Below are 16,963 nucleotides of genomic sequence, written 5' to 3' on the forward strand. Positions count from 1 at the left end.
CGAAAGCGCGAGCATCGACCGGGTGCATGCGGTCTGCAGATGCGATGTGGTCATGCAGATCTCCCCGGTTCGAGCGGCAATTCGTGTTCCATACCATCGCTGTTATGATTTGGCAACCCGCGCTCCTCGCGCGGGCCGCTCACGTCAATGTGCGTCGCCGCCGCCGGCCATCGGCGAGCTCGGCTTGTTGAGCAGCATCACCATGAAGCTGAGCGCGATGTAGAAGCAGGTCAGCATGAAGAACGCGTCGCCATAGCCCATCACCACGGCCTGGCGATGCACGATCTGCGTCAGCTGCTTCATCGCCATCAGCGCCGAGTCGCCCATGCCCTGCAGCTTCTGCTGCAGCATGTTGAGCGTCTCGACCGCGGTCGCGTTGCCCCAGTTCACGCGCTCGTGCAGGCGGGAGATGTGCAGATCGGTGCGGTCGTTCAGCACCTGGTTGATCACGGCGAGGCCGACGGCGCCGCCGAGATTGCGCATCAGGTTGAACAGGCCGGACGCGTTCTTGACGCGCTCCGGCGCCAAGGTGCCGAGCGCGATGTTGTTGGTCGGGACCATCGCGCACATCATGCCGACGCCGCGCAGCACCTGCGGCACGAACAGCTCCCAGAAGTCATAGTCGCGGGTGATGCCGGTCATCTGGTAGGAACCGATCGCGAAGATGACGAGGCCGAAGGCGATGATCAGGCGCATGTCGATCTTCACCATCAGGCGGCCGACCACCGGCGCCATCAGGAACATGGTGACGCCGGAGACGAACATCGTCTCGCCGATCATCAGCGCGCTGTAGCCGCGGACTTCGGCGAGATAGCGCGGATAGATGTAGGTCAGGCCGTAGAGGCCGATACCGATGCAGAACTGCAGCAGGCAGCCGACCGCGAAGTTGCGATCCCCGAAGGCGCTGAGATCGACGATCGGCTCCTCGGCCGTGAGCACGCGCCAGAAGAAGCAGACCGCCGAGACCGCGCAGACCGCGGCGCAGACCGCGACCGACGTGTCCTGCAGCCACTCATGCAGCGGCCCCTCCTCCAGCACGTATTCGAGCGAGCCGAGGAAGCCGGCCATGAACAACAGGCCCCACCAGTCGAAGCGGTCGAGCAGCGCGAAGTTCGGCTGGTCGAAATCGACCAGCGCCAGCACGCCTGCCGTGATGATGACGCCCGGCACGATGTTGACGAAGAACAGCCAGTGCCACGACATCGCATCGGTGATGTAGCCGCCGACCGTCGGGCCCACGGTCGGGGCCAGCGTCGCGACCAGGCCGATGATCGGACCGACGATGTGGAACTTGCTGCGCGGAAACACCGTGTAGGCCGAGGCGAACACGGTCGGGATCATGCCGGCGCCGAGGAAGCCCTGCAGCGCGCGCCACACGATCATCTGCTCGATCGAGGAGGCGAAGCCGCACAGGAAGCTCGAGATCGTGAAGCCGGCCGCCGAGATCGCGAACAGCAGCCGCGTGCCGAGCGCGCGCGACAGGAATCCGGACAAGGGGATCGCGATGACCTCGGCGATCAGATAGGCGGTCTGCACCCACGAGACTTCGCTGGAGCTGGCCGACAGCCCGGCCTGGATCTCGCTCAGCGAGGCCGAGACGATCTGGATGTCCAGGATCGCCATGAACATGCCGAACACCATGATCAGGAACGCAAACAGCCGCCGCGGCGCAATGCGATCCGACGGCGCCGCGGGCGCGCTCATGGTGGGATTGGCTGTGGTGGCGGTGGCCATGGTCTAATTAGTCCGCTTGGGTCAAGGACCGCGCCGCGAAAAATGGTGCGCTCCCCTCCCCCCGCGCGAAGCGAAGCTTCGCTAGGCGGGGAGGGGTCAGGGGTGGGGGTCCCCAACGGCGGTCTCGCCCGGAGTACCCCCCTCCCCAACCCTCCCCACAAGGGGGGAGGGAGCTCACTGTCGATGTCGACGCATCTTCGTTCAACGTCGACTGCAGAATCGATATATCTGCAGCCTTGACGTCCAATCAGCTAACTACTTCCCCTGCACCGTCGCCGGTGCGTCGAGGTCGGCGTCGTTGTCGGCATCCTTGGCGCCGTCGGTGGTGTCGACCGTCACGTAGACCGACATGCCGGCGCGCAGCAGGTTCTGCCGCGCCACTTCCTTCGGCACGCGGATGCGGACCGGCAGGCGCTGCACGATCTTGGTGAAATTGCCGGTGGCGTTGTCGGGCGGCAGCAGCGTGAACACCGAGCCTGATGCCGGCGAGATGCTGTCGACCACGCCCTTGAAGCCGCGCGCGCCATAGGCATCGACCTTGATCGTCACGGGCTGGCCCGGACGGATGCGCTTGAGCTGGGTTTCCTTGAAGTTCGCATCGATGAAGACGTCATCGAGCGGCACGACGTTGCCGAGCCGCTGGCCGACCGCGACGAAGTCGCCGGTGTTGACGAGACGGTTGGAGAACGTGCCGTCGACCGGCGCGCGCACGGTGGCGAATTCCAGATCGCGCTCGGCCTTGGCGAGCGAGGTCTTGAGCTCGGCGAGCTGCGCCACTGCCTCCGTCTGCTGCGCCTTGGTGACCTCTACATTGTCGCGCGCGGCATCGAACGCGGCGCGGGCGGCGCGCACGGCGGCCATGCCCTGGTCGCGGGCGGCTTCCGACTGCTCGAAGGTGGCGTGCGAGGCAAAGCCCTTGGTGCTCAGCGCCTGCTGGCGCTCATAGTCGAGCCCGGCGCGCTTCATCGCGGCCTCGGACGAGGTCAGGTTGGCCTGCGCCTGCTCGACCGCGCTCTGCTGCGCGGCGACCTGACGGCCGATGCGGGCGATGGTCGCTTCCTGCGTCGCGATCTTCGCGCGCGCGGCGTCGACCGCGATCTTGTAGTCGCCGTCGTCGATGCGGAAGATCACGTCGCCCTTGCGCACCGCCGAATTGTCGCGCGGCACGATCTCCTGGATGTGGCCGGAGACGCGCGCGCCGAGCATGGTGTTGTTGGCGCGGACATAGGAGTCGTCGGTCGAGACCATGAAGCGGCCGACCAAGAAATAATGCGTGGCGTAGCCAGCGACGGCGAGCGCCAGCAGCAGGCCGATGCCGGCGAGCACACGCTTGCGCTTGCCGGATTTGGGCGGGGCAGCCGGCGCGGCCTGCGGCTTCTCTCCGGCCGGGGCCGCCGCCGGCAGCTCGAGCGGAGCTTCGGTGGTCACGTCGGCCTTCGGCTCGACGGCCTTTGCATCGGCCGGCTTGCGCGGAGCAGCGTCATGCGTGCGGATCGCCTCGCGTGTCCCCTGGCCCGGCGCATCCTCCGATTCCGGACGGCGTGCCCGCACAGCCTGTTCTCTCGCAGCAGCCATCAGCCACTCCCACCCATGACAACGGAGCCGCCCCGGCCCCGCAAAAAAATCCGACCGAACCGTTCGGTCAATTCACTTCTATCATTGACCGAACCGTTCGGTCAATTTATATCTTCGCTACCGCAACATATCCGCGCAGATGCTTGTGTGACGTTGGCGCCGGCCAAATCTTCGGGAACAGCCTAAACCAATGATTGATGCTGCCGACAACACTACCCAGGTGACGCAGGACGAGGATTCCTCGAAACGGCGTCAGATCCTCGAAGGTGCTCGCAAGGTCTTCATGGACATGGGTTTCGATGGCGCCAGCATGGGCGAGATCGCGCGTGCCGCCGGCGTCTCGAAGGGGACGCTCTACGTCTACTTCGCCGACAAATTCCGCCTGTTCGAGGCCATCGTCGAAGAGGAGAGCGTGCATCGCGGCGCCTCGAATTTCAGCTTCGATCCGGATCGCGATGCTGCGACGGTTCTCGGCGAGTTCGGCAAGGCCTGGATCGCGGTGGTGTGCCGGCCGGGCGGCGGATCGGCGATCCGCACCGTGATGGCGATCGCCGAACGCATGCCGGACGTCGGCCGCCGCTACTACGAATGCGTGCTCAATGGCACGATCAGCCGGCTGGCGGCCTATCTGCAGGCCCGCGTCGAAGCTGGCGAACTCGCCATCGACGACTGTCATCTGGCGGCCTCGCAGTTTCAGCAGATGTGCCAGGCCACGCTCTTCCTGCCCTTCATCTTCCAGGCCGAGCCGGCCCCCTCGCCCGACCGCGTTCACAAGGTCATCGGCAGCGCCGTGGGCATGTTCCTGGCCCACTACGGCGTGAAGAACTGACGGACTGATACGCACGCCCGCCGGCGCGGCAACGATCTCGTCACGATCGGACATGCGCTCACCTTCTCGCGGCGGATGACGCCCGAGCTCTGCAATCGGATCACCCTCGTCTTGATCAGAGGGTGCAGGGAAGGCCGGGCGCTGGCCGCGCCCGTGGCCCGCCTGCTCAAAAAAATGCAGGCGGCAGGTACCACAGGTCTGGCCGAGAACACCCGGCCTTCCCTGCGCGATGGGCTTACGACTTATACGTACTCTCCCCGGTGTCCGGGCTTGTAGCCACCGTCGTCGTCCGGATCATCACCGAACGACTTAGCGCCAGCGTCGGGGCGCCAGGACCATACGACTTCATCGTCCTGCCGGAAACGTTCGTCCGCTCGCGATAAGCGCGCTGCGCTCCCGACAGGCCACCGCTCCCCGCCTCCCACGTTCGTGACGATCGCGAAACGCCCCTTGCCGATCGAGACGGGATGGCGACAGACAAACACGATTTCCGAAAAAAAGAAACAGGAATATTTTTCGCCGGAGGACTGGACAGGGCAAATCAGTCTGATCGGACGAACGAAATTGGATTCTGCGCGCACGCGGTTTTTCGCGCGCGGCCGCCGCAGCGCGGCGTCGCGCGAGCGAAGCGATCCCGCGGCAGCGCCGCATATCTGGGTTGCCTCAGCGCAAGTGCGCTCGCAACGAGGTGGACGATGCAACGCCGCCCGTGCCCACGGCCGGAGCGTAGAGGTCCGAAAAGGCCTCTTCCTCACGACCGGTGTTTCCGTTCAGCTCGACTGAGCTCAGCGCCGGCGATACTGCTGATGTGGACCTGCTGGGCGGCTGCTCGAAACGCCCATCATGCCGCCTAATATCAATATGCCGCCGCCACCACCAACACAGTGCTGGGCGCTGCAATTGCTGCAATCGCAAGGAACCGGCGGGCGTGTCGAAGCCGATCTCTTCGGCGGGCCGGACTGAGCAGCTGCCGGCCCGGAATGCAAGGTCGTCACTGCCAAGGTCGTCACTGCAAAGGCTAGGGCCAGAATCAGCACGGTCATGATACGCATGGCTGTCCTCCTGTGTGACGCCCTCGTCGGGGAGCGTCTTTTCGCTGCCAACGCTCTCGGCGTCTTGCACCCGTAGTCGTAGCGGCGCGCAATCGGGTTCAGGCAGCGTCTCGAGGCGGGAAGCGTCAGCTCCAACGCCTCGGCCTGCGTCGGCACGAGGTGCGGCGTCTGGGCAGAGACACCCGTTCCGCTGCGGCCGACCGATGGTCCGCGATGGCCAATGGCTGCAGCTGCGCGAGTGGCGGCAATTGCTTGTACGCGTTACGCCCTGTGATATCGTTCGCCATGGCCAAGCTCGTATTCGGAATGAACACGTCGTTGGACGGCTACGTCGACCACGACCACGAGGCGTTCGCGCCTGATCCGGTGATGTTCAAATACTTCATCGAGCAGACGCGCAAAACCGCCGGCAGCATCTATGGGCGCGGCCTCTACGAGGTGATGCGCTATTGGGATGGGAACGATTGGGAGCAGGGTGACTCGGCGATGGGCGGCGATCTGCGCGCGTTCGCGGAAGCGTGGCGGGCCATGCCGAAATGGGTGGTGTCGCGTTCGCTTGAAGCGGTGGGGCCGAATGCGACGTTGATCGGCGACGATGTCGATGCCGTACGAAAGCTGAAGGCCGATCTCGTCGGCGAGATCGAGGTTGGGGGGCCGAAGCTGGCGGCGAGCCTGACCAGGCTTGGGCTGATCGATGAGTACCAACTCTTCCTTCATCCCGTCGTGCTTGGTCACGGCCGGCCATTCTTCGTTGACCCACAGCCGCGGCTCCGACTCGTGGCCAGCGATCGCATTGGAGAGGACGTGATCAGGTTGACGTACGTCCCTGCCAAATCTGAATGCTAACCGCGTTGCGGCGGGCACGGCGCGATACGTACCTCATGAGCAACGCAGACGCGCCTTTGCCCACCCTACCCTGCGTTGGCGCAAGGCGTCTCGCAATGACGTGAGTAGGCAAGGTCTGCGCCTCGACTTCAACGGTCATCGCCCGGCTTGACCGGGCGATCCAGTACGCCGAGACGGTTGCGATAGCGCCGACGGGCCGCGGCGTACTGGATGCCCGCCTCCGCGGGCATGACGGCCGAGTGTGTGGCGGCCAGGAGGCGTCTACTTCTTCCCGCTCTTGGTCGTGTGGGAATGCGAATGGCTGTGGCTGCTGCTGTGACTATGCGAATGGCTGTGCGCATGCCCGTGGCCATGCGCCGCCTCGATCGGCATCATCGCCACGTGACCGTGGCGGACGCCGCGCTCGGCGATGACGTGGTCGGCGAAGGCCTTGACCTCCGCCCGCTCGCCCTTGAGCACGGTGACTTCGAGGCAGCTCTCCTGGTCGATGTGAACGTGCAGGGTGGCCTGGGCGAGGCCGGAGTGATCATGCGCCTCCTGCGTCAGCCGCTTCGGCAGTTCGCGCGCGGCGTGGTCGTAGACGTAGCTCAGCGTCGCAATGCAAGCACGGCTGTCGGTGCCGGCATTGTCGGCGCTCTCGAGCCCGCTGCGAAGCAGGTCGCGAAACGCCTCCGAGCGATTGTCGTAGCCGCGCCTCGCCATGAAGGCGTCAACCTCCGCGAGCAGGTCGTCGTCGATGGTGATCGTCAGGCGCTGCATGCATCGTCTCCCGGCGGCAACAGTGTCATCGGAGTATGATGTTTACGCGTTGACATCATACCGGTGTCACCTTAGCGTTCTTTAACACTCGACAGTGGGGCGATCCAAGCGAGCGTGCCGCCGGCCAATGAGGGCTCGCGGCCAACGACGATGCACGCCCGATGGTGAGATCGAGGCGCGTGGCGACGATGCGGTGGCGTGGAGCGAGTGTTGGGGTGCTGATGGCGGCATTGGCGCAGCAGGCGGAGGCCCATCCGGAACGTGCCCCCGCCGAATTGCCAACCGTCGATGTCGACGCCCCCAAGCGAACCGCCAAGCCGCAGGCGCGACGCGCGGCGCAACAGCCGAAACAGGGTGCGGCACGCCCGCGCTCCGGCGCAACGCCGGCAGCGACAGCTGCAGCGACCTCGGCGCCTTCCGGAGCGCCCAGTGTCGGCTCAGGCGCGGCGCGCCCGCAGGACATGGCGAGCGAGACAGTGATTACCGGCGAGGAGATCAACGCCCGCCCGGCGACGCGTCCCGGCGAGGTGCTGGAAGCCGTGCCAGGCCTGATCGTCACGCAGCATTCCGGCGAAGGCAAAGCCAACCAGTATTTTCTGCGCGGCTACAATCTCGATCACGGCACCGACCTCGCGCTGTTCGTCGACGGCGTGCCGGTCAACATGCGCACCCATGCCCATGGCCAGGGCTATGCCGATCTGAACTGGCTGATGCCGGAGACGATCGGCCGGGTCGACGTCCGCAAGGGCCCCTACTTCGCCGACGAAGGCGACTTCGCCTCGGTGGGAAGTGTCCATATCGGCCTGATCGACAGCGTACCCAAGGCGATCGCGCAGATGACGGCAGGCAGCTTCGGCTATCGCCGCTTCTTCGGCATGGACTCGGTGCATGTCGGCGATGGCCACCTGCTGATCGCGGGCGAAGCCGGCCGCTATGACGGCCCCTGGAGCACGCCGGACGACGCCAAGAAGATCAACGGCCTGATGCGCTATTCGCAGGGCACGGCGACCGACGGTTTCTCGATCACCGGCATGGGCTATGCGAACCGCTGGACGTCGACCGACCAGGTGCCGGAGCGCGCGATCACCTCGGGCGATCTCGGCCGCTACGACGCGTACGATCCGACCGACGGCGGCAAGTCCAACCGCTTCGCCTTGTCGGGCCGCATCGCGGGGACGGACGAGGCCGGCTCGTGGAAGGCCAACGCCTATGTGGTGAAGAGCCAGCTCGATCTCTACAACAACTTCACCTACGCACTGCGCGATCCCGACAATGGCGATCAGTTTCACCAGCACGACGACCGGCTGATGCTCGGCGCCAATGCGTCGCGCACCTTGAACGGCAGCTTTGCCGGGCGGCCGATGGAGACGACGTTCGGCGTCCAGACGCGCTATGACGACATCGCGCTGGCGCTGAGCTACACAAAGCAGCGCGACTATCTGAGCTATGTGCGCAACGACAAGGTCGGCGAAGGCAGCGTCGGGCTCTATGTCGAGAACACGGTACGCTGGACCGACTGGCTGCGCACGACCGTCGGCTATCGCGGCGACTATTACCAAACCCACGTCTATTCGCTCTACAATGGCAACAACACCGGCGACGCCGCAGCCAGCCTCGGCAGCCCGAAATTCCGCATGGTGCTCGGGCCTTTCCATCAGACCGAGTTCTTCCTCGGCGCCGGCTACGGCATGCACAGCAACGACGCCCGCGGCGCGACGACCACGGACGATCCGACCGCGCCAGGCAACCGGGTCGACTCCTCTCCGCTGCTGGTCCGGACCAAAGGCGCCGAAGTGGGCGTGCGCACGCGCATCATCCCGGGGCTCGACTCATCGCTCAGCCTGTTCATGCTGAACCAGGACTCCGAAATCCTGTTCTCCGGCGATGCGGGAAATACCGAAGCGAGCCGGCCGAGCCGGCGTTACGGCTTCGAATTGACCAACCATTATCGCCCGCTACCGTGGATCGACATCGACGCCGACCTTGCGATGACGCATGCGCGATTCGTCGGCGACAACACCGACCAGGCCAACGCCTACAATGACCTCGTTCTGGCCGGCGCGACGGCCGAGGTGCTGCGCGGCAACGCGCCCGGCAATTACGTCCCCAACGCGCCGTCGATGATCGCCTCGGCCGGCATCACGCTGGGCGAGAAGACCGGCTGGTTCGGGTCCTTGCGCTGGCGCTATCTCGGATCGACGCCGCTGACCGAGGACAACTACTTCCGCTCGACCGCCACCAGCGTCTTCAACGGCCGCATCGGCTTCCGCGACGCCAATGGCTGGCGCATCCAGCTCGACGTGCTGAACCTGCTCAACACCAAGGCCAACCAGATCTCGTATGGTTATGGCTCGCTGCTGCCGACCGATCAGCTCTACAAGGATTGCTACGGCAGTGCGCCGACGGGCGTGCCGGCACAGGTCTGCCAGACCGGCGTGATGGACCGCGTGCTGCACCCGATCGAGCCGCTGACGTTCCGGGTGACGGTGGCGGGGACGTTCTGAGGCGCGCCGCTATCGCCACGACGGCGGTCGGCGCCCCTCCCCCTTGCGGGGAGGGGAGTTCACAGCCGCCTGGGCAACAGCTCGATCCCGATGAGCAGGGCATCCATATCGTATGACGATCTCGTCTCGTGCTACGTTAAGTCGCCGTTCTCTATACCGAACAGCCGTCCCATGACCGACCGCACCGCCCATTGGCAGACCGTCTACACCACCAAGGCCGAGACCGAGGTCAGCTGGTACCAGGACGACCCGGCAACGTCGCTGCGGTTGATCCGGGACGCCGGCGCGACGCTTACATCGCGGATCATCGATATCGGCGGCGGCGCCTCGCGACTGGTCGATGCCTTGCACGCGGCCGGCTATCGCGCGCTCACCGTGCTCGACATTTCCGAGGCGGCGCTGGCGACGGCGCGCAGCCGGATCGGCACGGCAGCGGCAGACGTTGAATGGATCGCCTCGGACGTGACCACCTGGATGCCGGAGGCACGCTACGACGTCTGGCACGACCGCGCCGCCTTCCACTTCCTCACGAGCCCTGGGGATCGCGCGGCCTATGTCGATCGGCTGCGCATGGCCGTCGTGCCCGGCGGCGCCGTCATCATCGGCACTTTCGCAGCCGAGGGTCCCGAGAGGTGCAGTGGGCTTCCGGTGGTGCGCTACGACGCCGCGAGCCTTGCGGCAGCGCTCGGCCCGGCCTTCAGTCTGGAAGACAGCTGCACCGAGGCGCACCGCACGCCGTGGGACTCGCTGCAGCAGTTCCAGTTCTGCCGCTTCCGCGCCTGTTAGTCAGCAGCACAAAGGCGGGCCATCCGGCACGACCGGAATCTCGAACTCGAGTTCATCGGTGCGCGCGGCATCGGCGCCATCGGCGGCCATCGCCCGCTCCGGCGGAGTGCGCCACGGGATTGGCCTCGGCGGCATCCGCTCCAGCCGCTGCGCGTCGGCGACGGCGCGGCGCGCGATCTTCAGCGAGCGGCACAGCAGAACCGGCTGCTCCTCGGTGCCGACCTCGAAGCCTGAGCCAATCGCCCTGATGCGATACAATGCCATCTCCGCCACTCCCAATCCCGCCTGCAACCAGGACCCCGCGCGCCTTGTTCCTGGCGACTGTGGCAGGTCTAGTGTCGGCCAATGGCGGACGGCGAAGCTGGTGAAGAGAATCCTAACGCGCCGCGCGCTCCGACTGCATTTGCGTTCCGCAGCGGGACAGATGGCGCGCAAGGGCGCTTACCGGGGCGAGAAATCCACAGCCGCACACAGCCGTGCGAGCGAATAGCGAGCAGCGAATCGAACGTTCCCGATTCGCCGCCCGCCATTCGCCTCGTTCTCAATAATCCCGGAATTCGTCTTCCTCGTTGATCAGCTGGCCGATCGACTTGGCCTGCTTGCGCGAGGGGATCGAGCTGGTCACGTCAGGCTCACGCTGGCCGTAGCCGTAGCGACGCTGCTGGGCGCGCGCCGCCACCGCCTCGCCGGACTGCGCCGCCGGCTGGCAGATCAGGCGGCGGCTGGCGCGGCGCATCAGGTCCACATGGATGTGGTCGTAGTGATAGACGTTCGAGCCCGGCGCCAGCACCGTGGTGAACTGCTGGCACGCCCCGCCCTGGATGTCGCGCAGAAAGCCCTGCTCCTCCGGCAACCCGATCCAGCCGTCCTTGACGGTGATGCGGCGGCCATCGGCGAGCATGAAGGCGGAGATGTCGAGCGCGTTGCCGAACGCATGCTCGGAAATATGTGCGCTGGGATTGCCGTTCATGCCCCGGCAGGAATAGGCCGAGATCTGCTTGATCTCGACGACCTTGGTGCCGAACCAGCGCTGCGCCGCCGGCTGCACCGACTCCGCGATCCAGCGGTCCAGCGCCGAGACGATCGGACAGGCGAGCGTCGCGGTCGGCTTGACCGCGACGGGGCCGACCGTGCCGACCGGATCGCGCGACGGTCCCAGCCGCGGCGGCGCCTCCGGCTGCTGCGGATAGGCCGATCGGGGAGCGGAAGGCTGCGTGCGATAGGGCGACGCGGGATAGGAGCCGTCGGGCGGCAGGTTGACATCGTCCTCGCCGGCCGGCGGCTCGAGCTGCAGCGGCGCACCGGCGGGTGCGCCATAGGATGGCGCGCGCGGCGCCACGCTGGACGACGAATAGGTCGACGACGGATAGCTCTGCGGTGGCGCTGCTGAAGGCTGATAGGTGGTGGGCGGTGAGTAGCTCGGCGCCGACCGGTTGATCGGCCAGCGCGGCTGGCCGCCGATCGTTGCCGGAGGACGCAGGCTCTCGTCGGCAAAGCCGTAGCTCGCGGTGGCTTCGCCGAGCGCCGCGACCTTGAGCGGATAGTCGGCGCCGCACATGCCCGGGCCGGAGATCGGATCGATGCGGACGATGTCCGCGCTCTCCTTCACGGCCCCTGATTTCAGGCAGGCGATCTCGGCCTCGGCCCGCCACGGCTCGCGCTCCTGGAAGAATCCACGGCCGCAACCCGCAAGCGAGACAAGGACGATGGAGCCGACGAGATACAAACGAACTCCGCGCGTCATCTGCAGAGGTTTGCGGCAATTTGCTTAAGGAGCTGTCAATGCCGTCCGTTGACGGTGCGGAAACCATCGCGGCTCGCGAGCTGATCGAAACCGGCGCAAGCGGCAGCGGCGCTGTCTTTTCTGCCGATGCGGACATGTTAATCTCCGCCGCAGTCCGAAAAACGCTGAGAACGGGAGCCGTGTCATGACCCCTGCTGGTCGGTTGAGCACGATGGTCGCGTATGCTGCGTTTGCCTTCGTTGGCGCAATCGTGATCGGGCTGGTCTAGAAGCCGCAGCGCTCGACGCGCGCGTGACCGGCCGCGTCGCCCGATCGGCGCAGACGCGACGGTGACCTGCATCACAGACCGGTGGGTTCCAGCCCCCTTAAGAGTTCCCTCAGGTTCACGACGCCGCCCGAGGGAGCTCCATCCATGAAGACCGTGTTTCTGGCCGCAGCCGCCATTCTGATCGCCAGCAGCGCCGCGCAGGCCGGCAGCTCGATCGCGTTCGATTTCGACGGCCGCAAGATCCGCGTCACCGTACCGCGCAACTGCCAGTCGCTGTCCTGCCTGCAGGTGTCCGGCATCGATCTCAGCGGGCTGAAATCCAAGCTCGACGATGACGATGCGCCGGCGACATCGGCCCCCGCCGCAGCAGCGCCGGCGGCGACAGCCCCGGTGGCGTCTTCCCCCGTCGTCAACGCGCCAGCCTCCGTCGCAACGGCGCCGGCCGTCGCGCCGCCGGCGCCGGCCGCCCCTGCTCCGGTCGCGCCTTCCGCAACGGTGCAGATGCCGGTGCCGCCGGCGCCCGTCACCTCGACCGCGACGGTGGCAGCGCCGTCGCCGGTCGCTGCGGCGCCCGCCCCTGCGCCCGTGCCGACCACCGTTGCCGCCGCGCCGGCCGCTCAGCCCGCACCGGCCGCGGACCCGAACTCGCCGCTCGGCCTGTGGGCCACCGAGGGCGGCAAGGGCAATGTCGTGATCGAGCCGTGCGGTCCCAACATCTGCGGCTATGCCGAGAAGACGCGCGAGAAGATCCTGATCAACATGAAGCCGAAGGACAGCAAATGGGTCGGCCGCATCCATGATCCCGACGGCGGCGGCAACTACGACTCGACCGTGGTGCTCAAGAACCCGAACACGCTGCGGGTCCAGGGTTGCGCCTTCGGCGGCCTGTTCTGCGGCGGCCAGACCTGGAAACGCGTGAGCTGACGCCGTCCCTCGACGTCAGCGACGCCGGGGCCCTGCCGGGATCAAGCACCGGCGGGGCCCTTCTCGATCGGCGCGCGGCTCACGCCACCTTGGCCGGGATCGCCGCAGCCGCCGGCACCATCGCACGCAGCGGCAGCGACAGGCGGACCCGCAGGCCGCGTGGCGTGTTCGGCATCAAGGCGATGCCGCCGTCGTGCTTCTTCATGATCTCCTGCGCGATCGACAGGCCCAAGCCGAAGCCGCCGGCGGAGCGGGCCTGGTCGAGCTTGACGAACGGCTCCAGCGCCCGCGCCTGCAGCGCCTGGGGAATGCCCGGGCCGTCATCGGCGATCTCGATGGCGATCATGCCGTCGGCCACCGCCGACAGGCTGACGATGACCTCGCTGCCGTGCTTGACCGCATTCTCGACCACGTTGGTGACGGCGCGCGACAGCGCTCGCGGCCGGCCCTCGCAGACCAGGCGCTGCGGCCCTTCGAAGCTGACGGCGTGGCCGACATCGGCGAAGTCGCAGCAGATGGTCTCGAGCAGGCTCGACAGCTCGATCCGCGCCGGCTGCTCGGCCTTGGTGTCGTCGCGCAGATAGTCGAGCGTCTCGTCGAGCATGCGGCTGACCTGGTCGATGTCGCGCAGCATCGCGCTGCGCATGTCGGCCTGGCCGATCCGCTCCGAGCGCAGCCGCAGCCGCGTCAGCGGCGTGCGCAGGTCGTGGCTGATCGCGGCCAGCATCCGCGTGCGGTCGTCGAGCAGCGCGCGGATGCGCGCCTGCATGTCGTTCAGTGCGTCGGCGACCTGCACGATCTCCTTCGGACCGCGCCGGCCGAGCGGTTCCTGCGCGCCCGGCGAGCGGCCGAACGCGGCCGCTGCGCGCGCCATCTCCGAGAGCGGCCGGATGATCGCCCGCGCTGCATAGATCGACAGCAGCACGCCGAGGATCAGGATCAGGAACAGGAACACCATCGTCGGCTTGACCACCATCGGCCAGAGGTCCAGCCGGGGCACGTCGTCGAACACCAGCGCGCGCTCGCCGTCGACCTGGACGATGATCTGGGTCGGCGGCGCCGCGCCATAGCCGACGCCGTGCAGCATGGTGATGTCGCGCAACACGGCGAGCTGACGGCGGGCGAGCTTCGAGGTCAAGGGCACGTTGCGCACCGGCTTGGCCAGCAGCGTGAGCGCGGTCAGCGGCACCAGCTCGACCTGGATGCCGGAGCTGCGCAGGCTCGACAGGCTGCTGTCGACCGCCACGGGGTCGTTCGCGGCGCGCACGAAATGCACGGCCTCGGCGACGCGGGCGATGCCGTAGGCCGGGGATTCCTGCTCGTCCGGCGGATCGAGAAACAGCAGCGCTGCGGCGATCATCACGACCATGCCGAACAGCAACGACAGCGACGCCAAGGTCACGATCTGAGTGGTGAGGCCGAGCCGCGGGCACGTCTTGCTGTCAGGCTTCATCGATGGTCTCGACCTTTGGCGTGAAGACATAGCCGCCGAGGCGCACGGTCTTGATCATGCTCCAGCTCCTGGCGCCCGGCTCGATCTTCTGGCGGATGCGGCTGATATGGACGTCGATGCTGCGCTCGACCGGTCCGGCCTGGCCGCCATGCGCCTGCTCGATCAGTTGCTCGCGCGACAGCACGCGGCCGGCATTGCGGCAGAACGTCAGCAGGATGTCGAACTCGGCGCTGGTCAGGGTGATCTTGACGCGGTCGGGATCGAACAGCGTGCGCGTCGCCGGCTCGATGCGCCAGCCGTCGAAGCTCATCGCCGCCTGCCGCGCGGCGATGACAGCGGGATGCAGCTGCGAGCGGCGCAGCAGCGCGCGGATGCGCGCCACCAGCTCGCGCGGATTGAACGGCTTGACGACGTAGTCGTCGGCGCCGAGCTCGAGGCCGAGGATGCGGTCGATGTCCTCGCCCTTCGCCGTCACCATGATGATCGGCACGGTCGAGATCTGGCGCAGGCGGCGGCAGATGCTCATGCCGTCCTCGTCCGGCAGCATTAGGTCGAGCATGATGAGATCGACCTGCTCGCGCTGCAGGACGTCGTTCATCGCCGCCGCCGAGGCGACGAAGCGCGGCGCGAAGCCGTGCTCCTGCAGCAGCTCGGTGAGCAGTGCCGCGATCTCGCGATCGTCCTCGACGCAGAGGATGCGCGCGGCTGCCGGTATGTTCGCGTCTGCTGCCACGGCGGTATTGTGTGACGACATCATGCGCGGAACATGGTCGATTTTGGCCGAAATGAACAGCCCGAAGCCGCGTCGGATCGTGGCGAAATCAAGCTGTATTGTTAAGGTGGAAACATTTCTTCACGCGACTTAATCCTGCGCAATCGGCATCCCGCCTACCGTCCCTGCCATCAGACGACATCAACAGGGAAGTCCTGCGGCGTGGCCAATCGGCCGGCACGGCCCGCTTCCGAACCGCGATCGCATCAATCCCGTGAAGCCCATCCTGCTTGCCTTCTGCCTCGCCACCCCGCTGCTCACCGGTTGCGCCGTCGGCCCGGACTACGTCAAGCCGGATTTCGGCACGCCGCAGAGCTGGAGCAGCGACCGCCACCAGCCGGCGCAGACGCTGCGGCTCGCGCATTGGTGGCGCGGCTTCGGCGACGCCCTGCTCGATCAGCTGATCGGCGAGGCCGTCGGCGGCAATCTCGACGTCGCGGCTGCCAAGGCGCGCATCCGCGAGGCGCGCGCCACGCAGCGCCAGGCGGTAGGCGCGCTGTTTCCGAGCGTGAGCGGCACGGGCTCGGCGACCGAGACCCGCAGCGCGGGCACCTCCGCGAGCGGCATCGCGATCGCCCCGACGACATACAGCCAGTTCCAGGCCGGCTTCGACTCCAGCTGGGAGCTCGATTTGTTCGGTGCCAATCGCCGTGCCGTCGAAGCCGCCGGCTACGGCATCGACGCCGCCGAGGACGATCTGCGCGCGACCTTGCTCACCTTGATCGGCGATGTCGCCTCCAACTACATCGACGCGCGGGCCTATCAGGCCCGGGTGGCGCTGGCCAGGCGCACCGCCGCCTCGCAGCGCGAGACCGCCGCGCTGACCGAGCGCAAGCAGAACGCCGGCTCGGCCTCGGCCGTCGATACCGCCAAGGCGAGCGCGCTCGCCGCCAGCACGGAAGCGACCATCCCGACCTATGAGAGCAGCTATCAGCAGGCGGTGCACCGGCTCGGCGTGCTGCTCGGCCGCGATCCGACCGCGCTCAGCCTGCGGCTGGCGCGCGCCACGGCGATCCCCTCGCCGCGGCTGCCGCTGCCGAAGGGCATCCCGGCCGACGTGCTGGTGATGCGGCCCGATGTGCGCAAGGCCGAGCGGCAGCTCGCGCAATATACCGCCAAGATCGGACAAGCCACGGCTGCGCTCTATCCGGACGTCAGCCTCACGGGCTCGGTCTCGACCACGGCGCTCAAGCTTGGCGATCTCGGCAAGAGCTCGACCATCGGCTGGTCGATCGGCCCGAGCGTGTCGCTGCCGATCTTCAACGGCGGCAAGCTGCAGGCGGCGGTCGAGATCGCGCAGGCCCAGCGCGACGAGTATCACGTCGCCTGGCAGAGCGCGGTGCTGACCGCGCTGGAGGATGTCGAGAACGCCATCGTCAGCCTCGCCCAGGAGCGCATCCGCATCCGCAGCCTGTCGGAATCGGCGCGCCGCTATGGCGAGGCCGCCAAGCTGTCGCGCGCGCTGTACCAGACCGGATCCAGCACCTTCCTCGACGTGCTCGACGCCGAGCGCTCGCAATTCACCGCCGAGGACAGCCTGCTCGCCAGCCGCGCCACGCTGGCGAAGAACTACGTGGCGCTGGCCAAGGCGCTCGGCGGCGGCTGGACCGGCGCCTTGGACAGCTCCGCGCCCATCGTCGTCGACGACAACACCGGTCCGCATCTGGCGCAAGCCATCGCGCCGAAGTGACTCCTTGCGTGAACCCGAAGTGAAGCC

General features: G+C 67.0%; 15 protein-coding genes. 8 read left to right on the top strand and 7 right to left on the bottom strand.

All coding sequences use genetic code 11. The features are described from left to right. Positions 1–144: 144 nt before the first annotated feature. Positions 145–1,734, bottom strand: coding sequence for a DHA2 family efflux MFS transporter permease subunit (locus QX108_RS13725; RefSeq protein WP_315785591.1), 1,590 nt, complete (start codon positions 1,732–1,734; stop codon positions 145–147). A gap of 255 nt (positions 1,735–1,989) precedes the next feature. Then, a complete protein-coding gene (locus QX108_RS13730; protein WP_315785594.1) occupies positions 1,990–3,309 on the bottom strand; it encodes an HlyD family secretion protein in 1,320 nt (439 codons plus the stop codon). A gap of 190 nt (positions 3,310–3,499) precedes the next feature. Here QX108_RS13730 and QX108_RS13735 point away from each other — a divergent pair, with 190 nt between their 5' ends. The 3 genes from QX108_RS13735 to QX108_RS13745 all read left to right on the top strand — a co-directional run bounded on the left by QX108_RS13735 (position 3,500) and on the right by QX108_RS13745 (position 6,036). After that, positions 3,500–4,138 carry a TetR/AcrR family transcriptional regulator gene (locus tag QX108_RS13735; protein WP_315785596.1) on the top strand — a complete coding sequence of 213 codons (639 nt, stop codon included), beginning with the start codon at positions 3,500–3,502 and terminating at the stop codon, positions 4,136–4,138. A gap of 450 nt (positions 4,139–4,588) precedes the next feature. Continuing rightward, complete coding sequence (locus QX108_RS13740; RefSeq protein WP_315725705.1) at positions 4,589–4,921, top strand: hypothetical protein; 333 nt, start codon at positions 4,589–4,591, stop codon at positions 4,919–4,921. A 554-nt stretch (positions 4,922–5,475) separates the two neighbouring features. Further along, positions 5,476–6,036, top strand: coding sequence for a dihydrofolate reductase family protein (locus QX108_RS13745; RefSeq protein ID WP_315785599.1), 561 nt, complete (start codon positions 5,476–5,478; stop codon positions 6,034–6,036). Between the two features lie 261 nt (positions 6,037–6,297). Here QX108_RS13745 and nikR read toward each other — a convergent pair whose 3' ends face one another. Beyond that, positions 6,298–6,795 carry a nickel-responsive transcriptional regulator NikR gene (gene nikR / locus QX108_RS13750; protein WP_315725703.1) on the bottom strand — a complete coding sequence of 166 codons (498 nt, stop codon included), beginning with the start codon at positions 6,793–6,795 and terminating at the stop codon, positions 6,298–6,300. 221 nt (positions 6,796–7,016) lie between these two features. Here nikR and QX108_RS13755 point away from each other — a divergent pair, with 221 nt between their 5' ends. Beyond that, positions 7,017–9,299, top strand: a complete 2,283-nt coding sequence (locus tag QX108_RS13755; protein ID WP_409998515.1) for a TonB-dependent receptor — start codon at positions 7,017–7,019, stop codon at positions 9,297–9,299. Between the two features lie 171 nt (positions 9,300–9,470). Continuing rightward, a complete protein-coding gene (locus tag QX108_RS13760) occupies positions 9,471–10,085 on the top strand; it encodes a class I SAM-dependent methyltransferase (RefSeq protein ID WP_315785604.1) in 615 nt (204 codons plus the stop codon). Here the strand turns inward: QX108_RS13760 and QX108_RS13765 are convergent, their stop codons facing one another. After that, entirely contained in the window at positions 10,086–10,349 is a 264-nt protein-coding gene (locus QX108_RS13765; RefSeq protein ID WP_315725697.1) for a hypothetical protein, read from the bottom strand. A gap of 277 nt (positions 10,350–10,626) precedes the next feature. Then, entirely contained in the window at positions 10,627–11,829 is a 1,203-nt protein-coding gene (locus QX108_RS13770; protein ID WP_315725695.1) for an extensin family protein, read from the bottom strand. Between the two features lie 38 nt (positions 11,830–11,867). On the opposite strand from QX108_RS13770, the gene QX108_RS13775 reads away from it, so the two are divergent. Next, positions 11,868–12,017, top strand: coding sequence for a hypothetical protein (locus QX108_RS13775; RefSeq protein WP_315725693.1), 150 nt, complete (start codon positions 11,868–11,870; stop codon positions 12,015–12,017). 224 nt (positions 12,018–12,241) lie between these two features. After that, on the top strand, positions 12,242–13,021 hold the full coding sequence (locus tag QX108_RS13780; protein WP_315785607.1) for a DUF2147 domain-containing protein: 780 nt from the start codon (positions 12,242–12,244) through the stop codon (positions 13,019–13,021). Positions 13,022–13,100: 79 nt separating this feature from the next. Here the strand turns inward: QX108_RS13780 and QX108_RS13785 are convergent, their stop codons facing one another. Both QX108_RS13785 and QX108_RS13790 read right to left on the bottom strand, forming a co-directional pair. Further along, positions 13,101–14,474, bottom strand: a complete 1,374-nt coding sequence (locus QX108_RS13785) for an ATP-binding protein (RefSeq protein WP_315785608.1) — start codon at positions 14,472–14,474, stop codon at positions 13,101–13,103. Beyond that, entirely contained in the window at positions 14,464–15,231 is a 768-nt protein-coding gene (locus QX108_RS13790; protein ID WP_315725687.1) for a response regulator, read from the bottom strand. Before QX108_RS13790 ends, QX108_RS13785 begins: the two co-directional genes overlap by 11 nt. A gap of 229 nt (positions 15,232–15,460) precedes the next feature. On the opposite strand from QX108_RS13790, the gene QX108_RS13795 reads away from it, so the two are divergent. Beyond that, a complete protein-coding gene (locus QX108_RS13795; RefSeq protein WP_315785609.1) occupies positions 15,461–16,936 on the top strand; it encodes an efflux transporter outer membrane subunit in 1,476 nt (491 codons plus the stop codon). The last annotated feature ends 27 nt before the right edge of the window (positions 16,937–16,963 follow it).

Origin of the sequence: Bradyrhizobium sp. SZCCHNR1002, assembly GCF_032381435.1 — a bacterium.
GTDB lineage: Bacteria > Pseudomonadota > Alphaproteobacteria > Rhizobiales > Xanthobacteraceae > Bradyrhizobium > Bradyrhizobium aeschynomenes.